Origin of the sequence: Petrimonas mucosa, from assembly GCF_900095795.1 — a bacterium.
Classification (GTDB): domain Bacteria; phylum Bacteroidota; class Bacteroidia; order Bacteroidales; family Dysgonomonadaceae; genus Petrimonas; species Petrimonas mucosa.
Map to the genome: position 1 here is coordinate 392,596 of NZ_LT608328.1, position 19,851 is coordinate 412,446.

Here is a 19,851-nt window from a genome sequence, read left to right on the forward strand (position 1 = left end):
TCCAATTTTTCAAACCATGTTACAGACAGGAAAGCAAAAACCTATGGTTCCATCAGCCATCTGTTTTTCTTGGGCCCGATAAGTTGAACAGGTATCGGCTTCATACCATATTTGTCAAGTATCTCTGAAGAACAGAACACTTCAATTTGCTTTCCGTCGGAAGGGACGGCCGGGTTGTCCCTTACCAGTTCACGGTCATTGGTGCCGATAAACAGCCTGTCGCAATCAACCAGCAGATTATTCTTAACTTGATTGATATTGATCCCGGTACGGATGTTTTTCAGTTCTGGATACCTCTGTTGATAGAGGGCTGAGCCAATATCAACATCTTCATATAACTTTTTTTGCATCACCGGCTTTTCCAATTCGCTGAGCCACCGCTCCTCGCTCCATCTTGAGAAACTGACAGCGGCCGTACACTTGAAAAAGAGATTGTTTTCCACCAGATTATCCTTTCCCCCGTGAATCTGAACACCTCCAAAGCTGTGCGCACCACAACGTTCAAAGATATTGCCTGAAATGGTGACACCGGAGATCATGTCGTCAAGACGGACACCTGCGGCTCCGTGCCGGGTTCCTCCTTTGATGTCGGACCAGCGGTTATAACGGATCATGATGCCGCGATAGGAAGGATTATAATAGATGTCAATCCCTCCCTGGTCATCCGATTCATTGACCACGTGACTGATCTCATTGTACTCGATTAAAAAGTCATTCCCCTCCAGCCTCATTGCTGATGAAGAGGAGTACCTGAACCGGTTGTTGTTTACCTTGATGCCGCAACCGTCAAGGTGAATGGCAGGCTCATAGGTTCGTTTAAAGAGAGAGAAATGTTCAACAATGGAGTGTTCCACGAAATGGTTGGCCGGAGTCAGGCTTTTACGATCACCCCCTTTGATGTCGATTCCCCGATGACCGAAGTATTGGAGCAGACAGCCAGAAATGCCATGGTTCTGACCTCCATCAATATGGATGCCATCTTTACCGAAGCGCATTATTCTACACGATTTCAGTAAACAGTTCTCTCCTCCTTTGATGGAAATTGCGCTGCCGCGGCCCTCCTGAAAGGTGATTCCTTCGATTATCACGTTTGAACAGCCATCCATTTCGATCATAAAGGGGTCAGAGAATCTGGTGAGGGTTACCGCGGCCCTGTTGGGATCTATGTTTTCAGGAGGAAACCAATAGATCGCTCCATTTATACGGTCCAGATACCACTCGCCGGGCCGATCTATTTCACAAAACAGGTTCAGTCCGAAATACCTTAAACTATCTCCGTACCCGTAATGATGATAAGGCTCGGAGAGATAGAGTGTTTTTGTCAATGTATCGATTTTCTCTACTCTCTGGTACTCGTCACTCCAGTCCCAATACCAGTAACCACCAAGCCTCACGTCACTTTCTGCGGTCCATCGGGATTGTCGCTCCTCGAGATATTCAAAGACCCCCTCTTTCGTGCCATGCTTCTTGATATAGGTTGGGGCTGTTTCCGTTTCTCCTCTGGCAACACCTGCTCTGAGGAACCCATCGTTGGGCCATCTGGCCAGTCTCTGCAACGCTCCGTTGCATATAAGTTCGGGGCGTTTTCCCGCTTTGGTGGGATCGCCCGTATCGTCTATTCCCAGGATTTTGATATCAGCAACATACACTTTTCCACGTGACTCCGGTGGAAGAGCGGCAAGTTTATCCGCATCCGTAACCAATTGCCACGCCGTTACCTCCGTGCTGCCAGTAAAAACAGGTGTTTCTCCCTTCATCGCCCGATAGATAACCGGGGAGTTTTTTTCACCGGAATCTTCCGCGGTAAATCGTATCGGCTTTTCCAACCGGTATACTCCTCCCTTAATGTTGACCACGACCGCTCTTCCCGGTGTTTCCGACAAGGAGGTGCGGACAGCCGCCCTTGCCTTTTCAAGGGATTTGAAGGGTGCCGTTGCCGATCCGGGGTTTGTATCATTTCCGTTTGAGGAAACATAAAATTCGACCCTATTGCGTGGTGAAAAAGAGAATAGCAATGCAGGAATGCATATCGCCATGAATAGCGTGGCTATTGCTTGTGATAAGTGCCGCACTTCTCTGATTCGTTGATTTACCTCTTTTGTTTGCATGAGTGCTTGGGATAATTGATATATTCTGTACCTGCCTGCCGTTGAGAGATGATATTTGTATTGGGTGTAATCTTTAGAGCGGTGCCTCGTTTGAGCTGCTGTTGACGGGTTTAATCAGCCAGATCATATAGAGCCATATCAAGGCCAATATTGCCATTGCCGCCCATTGTGTCCCGAATGTATCCGATACTACACCCAACAGCGTGGCAATTATTCCACCGGAGACACCCACGATCAGCAGTGATGAGATTTCATTGGCTCGCTGCGGAAGATGTTTCAATGCCAAGGAGAATATGATCGCAAACAGATTGGAATAACCAAGTGCAATTATCACCGTTGCGGCCAGAATGGATGATTGAGTGGAACTGAAAAGCAAGATCGACATTCCTGCCAGTGTAATGATTGCGCTTACAGTATAAAATTTTCGTTCAGATACTCTCATCAGGATGATTCCTCCCAGGAAAGCACCAACCGCCCGGACGATAAAGTAATAGTAACTCTTTAACTGATCAGCATGTGAAACGTCGGTGATGGATGGAACCTTTTCCATCAGGTATTTGGGCAAGGTTGTATTTAGTCCCACATCTACCCCTACCAAAACCAGGATGCCGATAAAGAAAGCCAGAATTTTTTTATCTTTTAATAGTGCAAATGTCGATCTGAAGGAGGTAACCTCTATCTTCTTCTCGCTTTCCGGTATTTGTGTAGCCCAGAGCCATATTCCGGCCAGCAGGGTGATGACTCCGAATACGGGAAGAACATATTTCCATCCCAGGGTTGATCCGGCTAACCATGCTGCTATGTTGGGGCCTGACCACGATGAAAGAGCTTTGACAAACTGACCCAATGTCAAGGTTCCAGTTTGCTTCTCTTTGGCGACTACGTTTGTAACTAGCGGATTCAGTGCTACCTGAATGATTGTGTTACCGATCCCGATAAACATGAAAGCGACAATAATTATCCCGTAGTTGTAAGTGATAAACGGGAGAACTAAGCCTGCGAGCGTAAAGATGTAACTGATCAACACTGTGTTCTTCCGGCCGTAGCGGTTCATCAGGAATCCAGTCGGGATCGACAGGACCAGAAACCAGAAAAAACAGGAGAGTGATAACAGGTTAGCCGTTGAATCGTTCAGCCCGAAATCGACCTTCACATAATTGATTGCTGTTCCGATAAGGTCAACAATTCCCATAACCAAAAACCCAAAGATCACGGGTAATACTTTTGAAAATGAATGGTGTTTTGTCTTCATAAAGGGTACAATTCAGTTTAAAAAAATGTTGTGATCCGCCTAGCCAACAAATGGCACAGGAATACTTCAGAGAGTTCTTTCCGTTTGCTCAATCTCAATCATAAAAAACAGAAGATATTGAAGAGGTCATTTCAAATTCCAATTGCCCCCCTTCCATTATTTCATCATATGTAATTGAAAATCGTTTTATTTTTTCACCATTTAGCTTCACCGACTTGATATATTTATTCTCGGAAGAGATACCTTTTGCTTTCATTTCGAAACTCTTTCCATTGGGTAAGTGAAGTTTCATCTCTTTGAATTGGGGAGCTCCGATGATGTATTCCCCCGACACAGGATCAACAGGGTAGAATCCTAACGCCGAGAAGATGTACCATGTTGACATTTGCCCGCAATCATCATTTCCGCTCAATCCATCCCTGGTGGGCAGGTAGAACTGGTCGAACACCCGACGGATGAGCTCCTGACCCTTATAAGGGTTGTCCGTGTAGTTGTAGAGGTAGGCTACATGGTGACTCGGTTCATTTCCATGCGCATACTGACCTATCATTCCGGTTACATCGCCATGAAACCCCCCTCCAAGGGAGATGACATCCAGGAAAAAGAGGGAGTCGAGTTTCTTTTCAAAACTCGCCCTGCCACCCATTAACTCCACCAGGCCTGGAATATCGTGCTGGACATGCCATGTGTATTGCCATGCATTACCCTCTGTATAATCACCTCCACTTGTGCCGGCATGTGAAAGGAGGAAAGGGTCGAATGGCGACCTCCAATTCCCTTTTGAGTCTTTTCCTCTTGCCAACGTTGTGGTCGGGTCAAACAGGTTCTTATAGTTTCCAGCCCGTTGTGCGAAGAAACGTTGATTCTCTACATCTCCGTTCTGTTTGGCAACCAGTGCTGCGCAATAATCATCATAACAGTGTTCCAATGTCCGAGAGACAGATTCAACACCAATCAAGTCGAATGGATAGTATCCGAACCGGTTATATGTTTCCCAGTCTGATTTGGGATGTGATTTGGTCAGCGATGCATAAATCGAGGCAACAGCGGTTTGGATATCTCCCGGAAGTTTTCCTTTCAGATATGCGTCGGCAATGACGGGAACAGCGTGATTGCCAATCATCAACCAGGTCTCGTTCTGTCCATATTCATTGGTGCACAGAATGCCGCGCTGCTTGTATAAATCGATCAATGAGGCTACGAACTCGCTGTTTTTTTCTGGAAACATGAGAATGTAAAATGGATGGGTCGCCCGGTAGGTATCCCACAACGAAAAATTGGTGTAACGATCGGCGTCGCTCTTGATTCGGGTCCCGTCAGGTAAACAATAGGTGCTGTCCACATCAGTTATTAGATTTGGCATGAGCAGAGCGTGATACAATGAGGTGTAGAACGAAATCGCCTGCTGGTCGTCTATGGGGGAGATCTCAATCTTGTTTAAATAACCGTTCCAGATGGCAGCAGCCTCACTCCTGATCTGTTCGAAATCTTTTCCGGCTGTCTCTTTTTCCATATTCTTTCCAGCACCCTCAAAGCCGGTTGTGGATAAGGCGACTTTCACGGTGAGTGACTCATCTCTCCCTGTGTCAAATTTGAGTAGAAGTTTCGTATCCTTTCCATTGATGTTTTGATCTTCCGACACAATGCTGTCCGAAAAGGAGGAGAAGCCCGTAAATGGTTTAGAGAGTGTGGCAAGAAAATAAAGGGTACGGTCTTGTGAAAATCCACTGGAGCGCCTTTTCCCTGCAATGGTGGTGTCGTTTAAAATGGCGAGACTCGATTCAATCGTGTTATTTCCAATGCCATGATTGAGGTCGATTATAATACCGGCCTGATCCGATTGAGGAAAAGTATATTTGTGGATCGCGACTCTCTCTGTTGCAGTCAGTTCGGCGGTTATTCCATAATCATCCAGCAATACTCTGTAATACCCGGGAGCCGCCTCTTCCTTATCATGGGAAAAACGTGAACGGTAACCGGTTGAAGTGTCGGTTTCATCACCTCTGTAAAAAGGAATATTCCCTACAATCGGCATGAACATGATATCCCCCATCTCCGGGATTCCGGTACCGCTTAAGTGGGTGTGGGAGAAGCCGATGATGGAGGAGTCTGCATCGTGGTATCCCGAACAGTGTTCCCATTTGTCGGTACCGGTATCCGGGCCAACCTGGACCATGCCGAAAGGTAATTGGGCCGCAGGGTGGGTATGTCCAACATATGCTGTTCCAATAAACGGATCGACATACTGTGTCAAATCCTCTTGTCGGGGAGAAGAACAAGAGATAAAAAAAATTGTTACTGCAAATATTGGAATTAATGAATGTTTCATCTTGGTTTATTTGTCATTTGAAATTCGAGCAACCCGCCTTTCATGATCTCTTCATACTTGATGCTGTATGATTCAATTGGTTTTCCATTCAAATGTATTGCCTTCACATATTTGTTCTTTTCGGATAATCTGTTGGCTTTTATCGTAAATCGGTTTCCATTAGGTAAAGATAGGATAATTTCAGGTACTTGAGGTGCACCAATTACATATTTTCCAGATATGGGGTCAACCGGGTAGAAGCCCATTGCCGAGAAAATGTACCATGCAGACATCTGTCCACAGTCATCATTACCAACCAGACCGTCACGGTCGGGCAGGTAAAACCGGTCAAATATCTCCCTGATAATTTCTGCCGTGCGATCGGGACGGCCGGCAATGGAATATAAATATGCAATATGGTGACTGGGCTCATTCCCATGTGCATATAGTCCTATCAAACCTGTTACATCGGGGACTGCTTCATGACCGGGCAGATCGTCGATATTTGTTTCAAATAGGGTATTCAGTTTTGTGACGAATTGCTCCTTCGAGCCGAACATATCGATCAAACCCTCTACGTCGTGTTGGACGTGCCATGTCCACTGCCATGCATTCCCCTCTGTAAAATCGCCCCCCTCCGACTCGCTGGTCAAGGAAAAGGGATTGAACGGCGAACGCCAGTTCCCCTGGGAGTCTCGTCCCCTTACCAACATGAGGCTCTTGTCATAAACGTTCTTGTAATAGGTTGAGCGTTTTGAAAAGAATCTGTACTCTTCCTCCCTGTTCAATGCTTTGGCCATCTGGGCAACACAGTAGTCATCGTAACTCGATTCCAATGTCCGGGATACCGATTCAACCGAACTTACATCGAAGGGGAAATAGCCATATCTGTCGTAATTCGACCAGTCAGCCTTATTATGATCGAATGTCTGTGCATGCCTGATAGCTTCGTAGGCAAATCCAGGATCAAAAGAGGTGTCGCCTTTAAGAAAAGCATCAACAATTACAGGTACGGCATGATTTCCTATCATGCACCATGTTTCACGCATTCCATATTCATTGGTAGGCAGAAGTCCGACCTGTCTATGTCGTTCCAGCATTGATTTCACCAGTTTACTGTTTATTTCAGGATAGATGAGTGCCAAAAAGGGATGCAATGCACGATAGGTATCCCAAAGCGAGAAATTTGTATACATCTCACCTGTTTCACTTTTGTGCAATTTTTGATCCCAACCAGTGTAGAAGCCATCTACATCCGTGACCAGATTGGGCATTAGCAAGGCATGGTATAGTGATGTGTAATAAGATCTCTTCTGACCTTCATCCATCGCCTTGATCTCTATTCTACTGAGGTAATTGTTCCAAACCTCTTCAGTCTGTGCATGAACCTGATCAAAATCCCATCCCGGCACTTCGGCATCAAGGTTCTTGATAGCCCCTTTCTCACTGGCCGTTGAAAGAGCGACTTTTACCAGTACGCTTTCCTGATCGCCTGTTGCAAACTGAAACAATAACTTGGTCAGTTTGCCGGAAACGTATTGGCTATTTGATATTTCACCATCCTCATAAGAGCGGACCCGTGTGAATGGTTTGGAAAACCTGGCACAGAAATAGTAATGATGATCATCGATAAATCCGCTTGAGCGACGTTTGCCAACAACTGTTTGAGCATCGACAACCCTGATATAGCTTTCGGTTGTCTTGTCTCCAATACCGTGCTCCAGGTCAATCAATATGCCGGCTTTGGTGCTTGCCGGATAGGTATATCGATGGCATCCGACCCGTGGTGTGGCTGTGACTTCAGCCAGAATATTGTAGTCGTCGAGCTTTACTCGATAATATCCTGGGCTTGCCTTTTCCGACTCGTTTGAAAAGGAGGAGCGATAACCGGTGGAGGTGTCGGTTTCTTCTCCTGCCTGAAAAGGGAGATCACCAATAACTGGCATTATTAGAATATCTCCCATCTCGGCGGCTCCCGTACCGCTGAGGTGGGTATGGGAAAATCCAATAATTGATTTTGAATCTGTATGATATCCCGAACAGAACTTCCAACCATCGGTTCCATTATCAGGACTTACCTGTACCATTCCAAATGGAGTTGTTGCCCCCGGATATGTGTGTCCGGTGAATGCTGTTCCGATAAAAGGGTCAACGTAATCGGAGAGTTTCTGAGCCATCAGTATACTGTTCACCCAAGTGAGAAGCAGAAATAACAACCAAGTCTTGATTTTCATATTTTCTTGCATGATATTTATAAAAGCAATAATTATACAACTGTTTATCCCTATTTCCAGATTGAAATGAGCTTATTTTCTGAATGAGTCTGATATAAACGGTAGAGCAATGGATAATGACGATCTCCAGTACTTCCAGTCGTGATTGCCGTCCCGAACCCTTAATTCACACGGAATGCCGGCTTTTCTCATCTCTTTGTAAAATTCGGTATTCACATCCAGCAGAAAGTCTTCATCCCCGCAGTCGACAAACCATTTGATCTCACGTAATTTATCCAGACTAGTGCTATCGGCATACGAAACCAGGGCGATACAATCATTCGCTAGAACAGATCTTCCAAATTCTATCGATTCATCATCCTTTGTGGACGGCCTACCTTGTTTTGGCAACGACATCAGGGCACTCATTGCGTAGACTGAAGCAAACATATCCGGATATTTCAAGGCATATGCAACTGCACCTCCACCACCCATGGAGAACCCCGCTATGGCTCTTGAGAATTTATCCCGGGAAACTCGATATCTTGTTTCAACATAAGGGATAAATTCCTCAAAAAAGAATGTTTCATAACTCCATCCCGTGGTGTTGAAATAGCCATTCCGGATGCTGCCTGCATCCGGAGTGATGATGATCATTTCGGCAGAGTTTCCGCTTGTCATGTGCTGATCTGCTGTTTTTTGCAGATGTCCATCTTTAGCCCAATCGTTATTCCGGTGACTATGACCATGAAGAAGATATAATACCGGATACTTCCTATTTCCCGACTGACTGTAACTCTCGGGCAGATAAACTGTATATCTACGGGTTGTGTTCAACACACAACTCTTTATACTGTCTTCAATAATCTGGCTGCTTGATTGTGCCGCAGCATTGAAGAGTAGAAACTGGGAAGATAAAAGAGAGGCGACAAGATACCTTTTCATACTTTTTCGCTTACCAGCTAATTTTCACGGTTCTTCCTTCCTGATGTTTAATGCGTAGTACTCCACCATTGGGGAGTTTTTCCCACGACCACCCCTCACTACTCTTTAAAAGGTCGTCCCGTTTAAGAATTTTACCCTCAACGGTGACTTTTTCAGGTATGGCTGTCAGTTTCAACACCTCTGTTGAGGCAGGCATGAATGTTCGATACACAATTTCACCCTTATTGTAATCAATCCTCTGTACGATGCTGGTAGAGCTTAAAAGATGATTTTCACCGGCGGGAACCCATTCCGGTACAGCAGCCAGACCGTCCATGAAATGTTTGATATAATCGGCGTATCCATCAGAGAACCACGACGATGGCCATTCAGGGCCTACAGAGACATAACCAGTTTTGGCGGTACAATAGGTGGCCCAGTTAAAGTTTTCGAAAGCCTCATTTTTATACCATTCTTCCTTGTTATGTGCATACCACATAGCGCATACCGATGCGTACCGGGCGGTGTGACTGCCCATGGGTGTCATGCAAAAGTACTGTTCGCATTGAGCGTTATAGCCCCAGGCGTTTTGTGTTCCGAAGGAGGCATTGCAATAGTGAATGAGTGAGGTAACGTTTTCCTTGTAAAACGGGTCATACTCTGGATATTGGATCAAATACCGGGCCATTTCCATAGGAGTGATCTGCACCCTGTTCCTATTTTCATGATCATATTCGACATCTTCGAAATAACCTTTCCAAACATAGGACCTCATTGGCCCATCCCAGTGGTATAACCATTTCCACACTTTATCCCTTACCTCTTTATATCTTTGCTGGGTTTCACTGCCTAGCTGTATGCGGCTCTCTATTCTTGCAAGCTCATCGAACAGTTTAATGGGCGGTAACACATTGCTGCAATACTCCTCAGAAACCACTCCACTCCTTGCATGTGTTCTGAATGGCCAGGGAGATTGCTTGTTGTTTCCCTCCCTCACGTTGTTCGCCAGCGCATTAGCACAGTTTAGTGCCGCATCAAGGTAGATCTTCTCTTCGGTTATCTGGTAAAACTGGAGATAGGCTACCCCCATCTCTCCTACCTTGTCAGGTTCCAGAAAAAGATGGCCGTCACCACCTCCTCCGCCATAATGGCTGGTGCCTTCGAACTTGGGTACCCCGGGATTGCCGCTTGCATATGGACAGCCCCCCCATTTCCAGTTTTCCAAAGGAGTAGTACCGTTTTCCAGCATAAAGTCGAGACAACCTCTGATCATTTCAAGATATGATCTGTCACCGGTATACTGACTGTATTTCATCAAACTTTCCGTCAATCCTGCAAAAACACAGGCGGGATTGTTGGCTGATCCTCTTCCACTATAGGTTTTTTCGCCCATTTCCGGTCCATTGAAGGCGGAATAGAGGTAGTATAGCTTTAAACCACTCTTTTCATCTGCCGGCAACACGTCTCGCAGAAATTCAGTAGCCAATTTGACCACATGTGCATAAGCAGCTCCATCAACAGTAGGCTTATACCAGGGAACGATCTGGTTTTTTTCATTTAAGATCAGCTTATGAGTGCACAAGCTGTCCTTATTTTCAAAGGCATTTATTTGTAAAGTGCTAATAGCCATTAAAATAATCAGCAATGCTATTTTTAGTTTCTTCATTTTCAACTGTTTTTGTTTTATTCTTGATTGTTGTACCTGAATTTCTCCAATTAAAGTGTGAGATCGATGTTTGAATCAATGTTATATTGTGATCCCGAAAACAAAAAAGGCATCCTCTTTCGCAGGGTTGATGATAATACGCCCGAAGAGATCGAGAGAGTAGCCTTTTGTTATTAACACCGATCTTGTTGCCATCAAAGAGAGATCGACCACTGCAAACCCATCCGTTGCGTATGGGTAGCCACCCGTGTGTTGAGCCATGCTTCTCCATGGGCTGCAACCGATAACTGCATCCAGGTTGACACCTGCAGCTTTGAAAGAATAGGTTGCCTCAATGTAAGTAGAGTATGCGTTTCTCATCTTTCCTTCACTGTCGTACTTGTCGGCTCCAGCAAACATTGTATTCCATGACAGTTTCAGGGGAATCTGATGAAGTTCATAATCGAAGTTGACCTCAAGGTAGTGCGTTTTTTCGAAATCAAAGAGATTGAATCTTTTTTCATTGGAGATCCAATAATCACTCACACCCACTGTTACGTTATTGATTGTGTATCGAAGCATCAAGTCAATCTCTTTATCATCACCTCGTGCAATGTCGGAGTTGCCCCAAGTATTGATCTGAAGATTACCGAAGTTGAAATTCACAGATGGCTGGATACTTGCACCTGTCACATATTGTCCTCTCCATATGTAAGCATTTACAATGTCAGCACTGACCTTCACCCTCTCTCTTCCTTCCACATTCGACAGATTGCAGAGCAAGAAATAAGAGAACAGGAGGCAAAAAAGTGCAGAATTCTGAAACTTGGGACTTCTCATCTATTTAGATTAGTTGACTGGAACTTTTTGTCTGTAGAGCATATTACCAGGAATAAATCCCCTTGACTCCCCGTTTACTTCATAATAGAGATCAAGATATCCACGATCGTCCGATGAAAAATAATCGATTTGGAAAGGGTATATTCCCTTTTTCAAATCAATTGATCCAGACATATTCATTCCTTCATTCAGGGTGGTGTGTTCAATAATTTTCTGGGAGTTCACAAACAGTCTATATCCCCCGCGACCCCAGATTCTGAATGTATATTTTGCCTCCTCGTCAATTTCAATCCATCCGTCAAAGCGAATCCCGTAATCGGTATTATACTTTTCCCGGAGAGTGTTCAGGTCGGGGAAAGCATTCTGCTTGAATGACACTTCATAACATACGCCTTTGGCTATAGCTGTTCTGGACTGCAACAGAGGCAAACTCTTTTCACCAGGCAGGTGATAAAATGAATAATTCAATCCGTTCCCCTTGTTGCTATATACAACCCGATATTGTGCTGTTATGGTGGGACTTTCGCCTTCCTCTCCATAGATTTTGGCTTTTACCAGTGCAGAGTGATCAAGAGTAAATGGCGCTGTATATACCGTTGAATTTCTGGTAGGTATTGCTCCATCCGTTGTATAGTGAATCTCTCCATTTACACCCAATGGTTTTTTTATTATCACCTCAGCACCCTTGTCAATTGTAAGATAGCCATATCTCGTGCTCATTTCATCGTTGACGAATACGGGAGGTGGCAATACTTCCGTTCCCCGGTAAAGGTTTTCTGGTTCGTTGAACCCTTCAAAAGCTGCCTTTACGGGACGTCCGACCCAGACTTGCGGTATTTTTAATCCTAAAGCAAATATTACATCTGCAGCTACATCATATCTGTAAATCTGCTGTTGAATATGGTAATTTTTCTTGATCCCTTTACCGGAATAAATTATTGGTGTGGTAAATTCTTCATAACTGTAACCTCCGTGCGCATAGAAAATGCCTCCATGGTCTGAAACCACCATGATCATTGTCTTGTCATTGATCCCGGCTTGTTTGACAGCGTCGACAATTAACTGCACATCCTTGTCCGTCTCACTTATAAATTCTATATATTCAGGAGACATATGCCCCTTTGAGTGCCCAAAACCATCAATTTTATCCAGTTGGATGAACAGGAGGTTCGGTCTCTTTTCAAGGATGTATTCTGCAGACTTCTCTGCAGTCTCCCTTTGGTTGGAATATGATTCAAATTTATTGATGACTTCGGTTTCCAACATTCTTTTGAATCCTCCCCATTCGTAGATTGCCCCTGTCTCCGCATCAGGCATTTGTTCACGAATAACGCTGAATATGTTGGGAAAAACATGGTTTTGTGACATGGATACTGGTGGACAGTTGTCAAAGTCTCTCTCCCAGTCATTTGTTGTTACCCCGGTTATTTCAGGTCCCGCACCGTTCACCATTGCAGCCCAGTTTGGCAGACTCACCGTGGGAATGACCGAGCGAACCTTAAAACTGTAAGCACCATTTTGCATCAGACTATCCATGCAAGGTGTGTGGGCTTCTAACATCCCTTGCACGCTCAAGCCATCCAGTCCGATGACGATCACGTGTTCTATCCCTATGGGGTGCTTTTGCTGGCAACTTATTGCCGACAGCACTATTGCTCCGGAGATGAGGAAATAAAAGAAATTTCTTAAACTGTTTTTTTTCATGACAATAAAAATGTTACGGACTTTCTAATGATAATATAAAAGTAAAAAATTTAAGTTTCGCAAGTTTCTTTGGTTGGCACTAACACTCGATTCCCGCTGCTTTTGCGACCCATCTGCCGCTTGCTTACTGAAAGAAAAGAACTCGCTTACGCTCAAACAGCTTTTCTTTTTTAACGTAAGGCTGCGCGGGATGTGTCCCCGCAAAACAGCTAAATATCTCGTTGTTGGTGCACAAGGCCTGATAACTGATGCTTGCGAAAGTTGAATAAAAAATTATTCCAAGGAACGTTTATATTCAATCAGTTGAATCATGATATGGATTACTTTTATGTGTATTTCCTGTATTCTGTCTGAATATCTCTTCCTGGGGGCACAGATAGCAACATCCGATTGGGTCCGCAATGAGTTTGCCGAATCAGAGGTCAATCCAATAATGTACATCTCTCTTTTCCTTGCCGACTCACACGCTTTTAATACATTCTCGGAGTTTCCGCTGGTACTAATTGCCAGGAGTATGTCGCCTTTTTGACCGATTGCATCAATATGTCGACTAAATATTTCAGAAAATGAGTAATCGTTTCCAACACAAGTTATATGAGCTGCATCATTGATGGAAATTGCGGGCAACGGAACCCTTTCATCTCTGAACTTACCTGTCAATTCTTCGGCAAAGTGGGTGGCATCACAAAGTGAACCTCCGTTTCCGCAACAGATTACCTTGTTGCCTTTCTGCAAGGCATTAGATATCATGGCGGCTCCATTTATAATTGCCTGCAGATTCTCTTCGTTTGTCATAAACTCCTGAAGAGCCTCATGGGCCTCTTGCAGACTTTCCAACAAGATCTTTTTCATCGTATTATTTTATTTGCCAGATTACTTGCAATTGAAACCGCAGCATAATCCCCTATGTTTTCTCCCAGTTTAGCCGGTTTGATTTGACAAACCTCAAGCGAATTATTCAGGGTCTCTTCTATTAGAACTTTCTCAACAACGGGATAGAATAGTTCCATGTTCCGGGCGTAGATGCTACCGATTACAATACATTCAGGATTAAGAATGTCAATCAAGATAGAAAGTCCCTTTCCTAGATAGGTCGCCGAGGTTATGATGATTTTTCTGGCCAAGTCGTCATTTTTACATGCCTGTTCGGCAACTGTTTGTGCTGTAATGAGGTCTATTTGATCAAATGGACACCACGGCACATTCTTGCCCTGCTGATACTGTTCTGTCAATACGGCTCTTGCCATCTGGGCAATTCCCCCTCCACTGACAAAACCTTCGAATGAGCCCTGCTTGCCATAACCTACAGGACCGAACTTTGACAATCTTATATGGCCCACCTCTCCTGCATTGTCGTTTGTTCCAGAGTAGAGTTCCCCGTTTAGAATAAGTCCGGCACCAAGTCCGGTCCCGAAAGTTAAGAATATCATGTTTCTTGTTCCCACTCCTGCTCCAAATTTCCATTCCGCCACAGCACAAGCATTGGCATCGTTTTGTATGGCACAGGGTAGAGAGTATCTACCTCCAACCATATCTACAATCGGAATATTGTTCCAGTCCGGGAGGTTGGGAGGCGACATTACTACTCCCCGTTTGCTGTCAAGGGGGCCTCCACAACTAATGCCTATGGCTGTAATCTCGTCTGTTTTGAGCCCGTTCCGCTCTATGACCGCGTCTAGGTTGGTGAAGATATTTTTGATTGTCTCCTCCACTTTTGTGGTCTTAAACTGCAATTTATCTACAATATCAATAGCATTTTCATCCTTTTCACAAGCATATATCACCGCTGTTTTTGTTCCACCGATATCAATTCCTAAAAACTTCTTCATTATCGTATTGTTATTTTGATTATAGCTACATTATCATAAGTGCTTAAACGTTTAAGTTGCAGTAGCACTAAAAAGCTTAAGAAGGATACTCATTTTTCTTATCTTTCCTGCCTGAGTTCTATCAAGTATATGAATTTTCTGCCCCCGATGTTACTTATAAAGGAGGGTACAAGGCAAAACCAAGTTGTAAGGTCTTGCCGCATCTGTTTTTTTTCTTCGATTCGATACTTTCCAACAAAATATTTACCGATTTCTCTCCGATCTCCTTTACCGGCATTTCAGCCACGTTGATATATGGTGCTAAGATTTCAAAGGTTGATACACTGTGTATACATGCCAGGCCGAATTTCTCGTTGAAATTTATCCCCTTCTTGTTAAAGTAAAGAAAAGCCTCCAGTGCCAGGATGTGTGTTGTAAAGAAAAAACCGTCCACATCGGCTTCCTTTTCAAATATGGCATCAAGAACATTAATTATGTTCAGCTCATACTTATCGTAAGTAACGCACCCGATAAGATCGGGATTAATATCAATCCCGGCTTCCTCTAAATCCTGCTTATATCCATCCACCCTGGAACACATGGTTATAAGGTGAGGATTGGTGGTAATAACTGCAATTTTTTTGCACCCTTTCCTGATCAAATGCCTAACAAGCTTGTAGCTACTTTCCTTATTGTCGATGACTATCGAGCTCATTTCCAAATCAGGGAAGAAACGGTCGAAAGATACAATCGGAAACTTTTCCTTAATTAATCTCTTTATTTCATTTTTGGACTTCTTGGTAGGTGCTATGATAATTCCGTCTACCCCTTTTGATCTGAATGTGCGGAGTAAATTCTCTTCTTTTTCAGGATTGGATTCGGAGCTTGCAATCATCAATGAATAACCATTTTTGCTGGCAGTTTGCTCAATCTCCATTGCGATTGATGAATAGAAAAAGTCTGAGATCGAGGGGATGATCAGTCCCAATGTTTTTGTCTTCCCGAGATTAAGGCTTCGAGCAATAAGATTGGGCTGATAGTTCATTTCGGCTGCACAGTTTCGGACCAGATCCTGAGTAGCCTTACTGATTCCTCTTCTATCACCGTTACCTGTAAGGACCCATGAAACAGTAGTTTGAGACAACTGCAATTTTTCAGCTATATCTTTCAATGAGGTTCTTTTCATGCTCGCAGCAAGTTTTGTTGTTCGCCTTTACCGATAAAGTTTGATAAAACAAATATATAAAAACATTTTCCGATAGAAGAACATTTGGTCTGTTTTAACGAGTAAAAGCGATTTAATATTAATCTCATATATTGACTAATTAACCATCCCCTTGTTGGCCGGATGCGAATCGGGAAACGCTTCCCGAAGGCTACCTCTCTGAATGAACAACGCTCCGGTTATCTTGCTCCGGCTTTGTCTCAAAGGGTATCCTGATCCAGGAAAATTGCCGGCCTGGGGCTCTTGCCGCGTAACATAATGTAAAAGGATTATAAATAAAGATCTTCATATATATTTTAGGTTAAATGATATAATTTCAGACGCTACCTAATCCTCCTTATACTTGATTTTGATCAGCCCATCAGTAATAGTTGGGGTGAAGTCACGGTTATTGACTTTCACTGGAGTTGTATTGGATGACCGTATGCCAAAGTTGATTCGTGGTTGTCCAGATACCTGAAGGTCAAGTACATTGTCGAGTTGCCGACTGATTACGTTCAACTTTGACAGTGAAGACAAATAGAAGGTGTTGTCACGGTGGAGCATACTGCCATGGCAAATAAAGATCTCCTTGCTCTGGGTCGGATCACTTCCCGGGGTATAGCTTATGGCCAGCAGATAGGCATCTGTAGTCCATCCATCGGGATGAATTATCGAAGGTTGGTCCATGCGTCTACCGTCGGCCAATTGATTGAGATATATGTCGGTTATCTTATTTTGGGAGGTAACGCGTACCCCCATCCAATTCTCTCCTTGCCGGCGTTCAATTACAGGTAGTTCTCCCTGACCTGCACTCTCTTTAAGTATGATTGCAGACATGCTCATCACTTTGTTAACCTTGGAAGGGAGATGGAACGAGTAATACTCCTCGGTACCTTCCAGATGATCCTTAGGTGCAACAATTTTTTCCCAATAGAGGGATTCCCTTTCTGAATCGACAGGCGATAACGTCCGCGGATATAGCGGGCGGACAACAACAGACGAATTGCCATTGGTTATGGTCATCTCCATCTCTTTCATCTTAACGTTTCCACCTGGGTGCCAGAGCCATTCGAAATGGCCAGCCTGATGACTTTTTATGTCGTCAATAATATATATTATGTTGTCAATCCAAAGGAAATGTCTGTAATTGCGACTAAAAAGATCTGAAGTGGGACCAGTACCGTTGGCCAGAATATATTTGATGTTGTCTCCGTCCAGCATCGTACACAGATAGCCTGGCAACGTCGATGCAAAGTCCTGTTGTTCGTGCGGTTGTCCCTGTCCGTTGAACTTAACCACGTTGTGAGCATCACTTTGAAAGAAATAATCGCGGTATTCTGGTTTGCCGTAGTTACAGGTGCCGGCATCTTTCAGTATATCAACACCATTATGAAAAATTATAAAAGAGTTGGCGTCGGCATGGGCATGGTTCCATGAAAAACCAGATTTCACAGCAAGGAGGGTTGCATCCTTCTCCCATGAATTTCTCATGGTGGCCCACCCAAAATCAGCCCATAGTTGAGATTTAGGAAGATTCGGGATGGGGGAGGTATACTCGCTGGCATCAATGGCGTAGAGAAAGCCGATTGGGGTGTTGAGACCGTACGCTGCAGCATGTTGTCTGGGAGACATCTGGTTGAGATACCACAAAATTTCAGCTGATTCATATCCCATGGCGTAGGCCAGTAGCAATGTCCTTTTCCCGGTATCATATATGCCATGGTCACCGAAGTTAACGCTTCTCAAATCATTGTTGCCAGGGTAGGCAACATGACAGAAAAAGTTGGCAAGTTTATTGATCTGCGGTATTTCTTCCAACTCCGAATCAGGATGAACGTTCATCCAGGCCAAACGAAAGAGCAATGCATTGGATATTCCAAACTCTGCATATGTTACACTTTCGTAGAGGCCACCTGCTTTTCGGTCGAAGTTACTGGGTCTGATTTGCAGCTCACTCCCTGCAAATTCAAACCATTCAGGTAACGCTTCCAAAACGGCTTCTGCTCCCTTGCGGGCCTCTTCAGATTCGTTGCTCATCGCCAATGCCAACAATCCTCCATTGCAAGCACAGACTGCCCACCAGTTATGTCCCATCGAGTTCAAGGAATGGATTCGGGTTGTTCCTGTTACCCAGTCACCCAACAAGGGTTCAATTATTAACCTGTAGATGCCGTCTGTTATTTCTTGACGCTCTTTTGGGGTGAGATAATTGTAGATTGCATCATAACCCATGGCAATCTGGTATGCAGCATGAGCCATATTCAATTCGCTTCGCCAGGAAGGGATCCTTGTAAATTGTTCATGATCGGTCCATGGCTCTCCGTTGGCAATTGAAAAGAGAAGTTTCTTGATCTTCCTGGCGTAACGGGAGTCGTTCGTCATAGTATAGACAAAAGCAAGCCTCTCCATGCTGTGTAAATTGTCGCTACCGAGCTCGGTTTCGGCACCCTTTTTGATTTGCTCCCATGCCTGGGCAAAGGGAGGCTCAGACTCAATCCGTTGCTTTGCCGACATGATCCGGTCGGCCGTGAAAAGCAGTGACGGATGGTTGATCTGTTGCGCGGTTGCAGTGATGTTTAGACCCATCAGAATGGCTATTGCCAGATGTTTTACGTGATAGATAGGGTTCCTCATATCGATATATTGTTAATTTTTCAGTAATGATATTTTGATCGGTTTACGCCTGAATGCTTAAGGATATGGGCGGTACTTTGGATCGTTTGATGTAAATGTGTGCGGGACAGTTATCCTGTAGAGATATCTTCCAGTTTCCAGTCGCACCCAGGTGTCGAATACCTCCTCGGATTCTGTTAATTCGATCACACGTGCTCCTCGACATAGGGCGTGATAGGTGTTCAGCCCTCCTGAAAAGTGACCATAGGCAAGAGCAATTCCCTGATGATGGACCACATAGGAGTTGTCGTGGTCATGCCCGACAAAGACCCCCTTTACGTCTCCACATTCGAGGAAGGCGGAGAAAAGTCCTGAGTTGTAGGCACCTACACCCTCACCGTTATCTAATCGCCAACCCATAATCTTTGCGCCCGGAGCAGTTGCCGCAAACCTGTATTCATGCAGTGGAATATGAAAAAAAGCGAGAGCCGGGTATGGTTTCCCCATGTTTTCCTTTGTTAGCGCTTTACTTTGGTTGAGATACCATTCTATCTGGTTGCTCCTGATCCAATCATCCTTGACAGCAATATCAGGCAAATTGTGATAGTCGTTCGAATCGAAAAGATAGATAATATTTGCCTTTTCATCTGGATTGACTGATTTGTAGATCGGGATTACCTGGTTTGAATATCCGTATACCTCTTCTATTGATTCTTTTTTGGGTGTATTGAGACAACCCTTTAATCCGGTTACAATTTCATAAATCTTATCTCGGGGCACTCTACCATCCGAATCGTGATTTCCCAATGCGACAGCAAAGGGAATGCCTCGGGAAGTGGGAATATTGGCAACCTTCTCCCATATTGCCTTTGGATTTTGATCGGTTGTGACAACATCACCGGTATAGATTACCAAGTCGGGCATTTCGATGTCCAGTATCCGGTTCATGATATCGTAAGCATGATCGGTTTCCCCTTTTTTCTCGATAGCGTGTATATCTGTAAACTGGACAATTTTAAACTTTCCCTCTCTGTTGAAGGATAATTTTCTACCAGTTGCATTGAACTCATTTTGTTCTCCAACCATAATACATGGGGATAAGATTTTGGAAGGTGCAGCAGAGGGTGCAAGCCCAAGAGTGCCTGCCATAATTGCTGTTTTTTTTCAGTACTGACCGACTAAAAAATAAGGCGCAAAAAAGATAGGGACTTAACCGAAGTCTCGTCCCT

General features: G+C 44.3%; 13 protein-coding genes. All 13 read right to left on the reverse strand.

Annotated elements, in window-relative coordinates:
* Positions 1–41: 41 nt before the first annotated feature.
* The 13 genes from ING2E5A_RS01575 to ING2E5A_RS01635 all read right to left on the reverse strand — a co-directional run bounded on the left by ING2E5A_RS01575 (position 42) and on the right by ING2E5A_RS01635 (position 19,708).
* A complete protein-coding gene (locus tag ING2E5A_RS01575) occupies positions 42–2,108 on the reverse strand; it encodes a right-handed parallel beta-helix repeat-containing protein (protein ID WP_083373123.1) in 2,067 nt (688 codons plus the stop codon).
* 73 nt (positions 2,109–2,181) lie between these two features.
* Entirely contained in the window at positions 2,182–3,360 is a 1,179-nt protein-coding gene (locus tag ING2E5A_RS01580; protein ID WP_071135897.1) for an MFS transporter, read from the reverse strand.
* Positions 3,361–3,454: 94 nt separating this feature from the next.
* The gene (locus ING2E5A_RS01585; RefSeq protein WP_071135898.1) at positions 3,455–5,689 is read right to left on the reverse strand and encodes a GH92 family glycosyl hydrolase; all 2,235 of its coding nucleotides are present in this window, start codon (positions 5,687–5,689) and stop codon (positions 3,455–3,457) included.
* Entirely contained in the window at positions 5,686–7,902 is a 2,217-nt protein-coding gene (locus tag ING2E5A_RS01590) for a GH92 family glycosyl hydrolase (protein ID WP_071138130.1), read from the reverse strand. Before ING2E5A_RS01590 ends, ING2E5A_RS01585 begins: the two co-directional genes overlap by 4 nt.
* Positions 7,903–7,974: 72 nt before the next feature.
* The gene (locus tag ING2E5A_RS01595; protein ID WP_071135899.1) at positions 7,975–8,826 is read right to left on the reverse strand and encodes an alpha/beta hydrolase; all 852 of its coding nucleotides are present in this window, start codon (positions 8,824–8,826) and stop codon (positions 7,975–7,977) included.
* A gap of 10 nt (positions 8,827–8,836) precedes the next feature.
* Positions 8,837–10,471, reverse strand: coding sequence for a hypothetical protein (locus ING2E5A_RS01600; RefSeq protein ID WP_071135900.1), 1,635 nt, complete (start codon positions 10,469–10,471; stop codon positions 8,837–8,839).
* An 81-nt stretch (positions 10,472–10,552) separates the two neighbouring features.
* The gene (locus ING2E5A_RS01605) at positions 10,553–11,290 is read right to left on the reverse strand and encodes a hypothetical protein (protein WP_071135901.1); all 738 of its coding nucleotides are present in this window, start codon (positions 11,288–11,290) and stop codon (positions 10,553–10,555) included.
* A 9-nt stretch (positions 11,291–11,299) separates the two neighbouring features.
* On the reverse strand, positions 11,300–12,994 hold the full coding sequence (locus ING2E5A_RS01610) for an alkaline phosphatase family protein (protein ID WP_071135902.1): 1,695 nt from the start codon (positions 12,992–12,994) through the stop codon (positions 11,300–11,302).
* Positions 12,995–13,267: 273 nt separating this feature from the next.
* A complete protein-coding gene (locus tag ING2E5A_RS01615) occupies positions 13,268–13,846 on the reverse strand; it encodes an SIS domain-containing protein (protein WP_071135903.1) in 579 nt (192 codons plus the stop codon).
* On the reverse strand, positions 13,843–14,826 hold the full coding sequence (locus ING2E5A_RS01620) for an ROK family protein (protein ID WP_071135904.1): 984 nt from the start codon (positions 14,824–14,826) through the stop codon (positions 13,843–13,845). Before ING2E5A_RS01620 ends, ING2E5A_RS01615 begins: the two co-directional genes overlap by 4 nt.
* A 151-nt stretch (positions 14,827–14,977) precedes the next feature.
* A complete protein-coding gene (locus tag ING2E5A_RS01625; protein ID WP_231960411.1) occupies positions 14,978–15,988 on the reverse strand; it encodes a LacI family DNA-binding transcriptional regulator in 1,011 nt (336 codons plus the stop codon).
* A gap of 366 nt (positions 15,989–16,354) precedes the next feature.
* A complete protein-coding gene (locus tag ING2E5A_RS01630; RefSeq protein WP_083373124.1) occupies positions 16,355–18,643 on the reverse strand; it encodes a heparinase II/III domain-containing protein in 2,289 nt (762 codons plus the stop codon).
* Between the two features lie 57 nt (positions 18,644–18,700).
* Positions 18,701–19,708 carry a metallophosphoesterase family protein gene (locus ING2E5A_RS01635; RefSeq protein WP_071135905.1) on the reverse strand — a complete coding sequence of 336 codons (1,008 nt, stop codon included), beginning with the start codon at positions 19,706–19,708 and terminating at the stop codon, positions 18,701–18,703.
* Between the last annotated feature and the right edge of the window lie 143 nt (positions 19,709–19,851).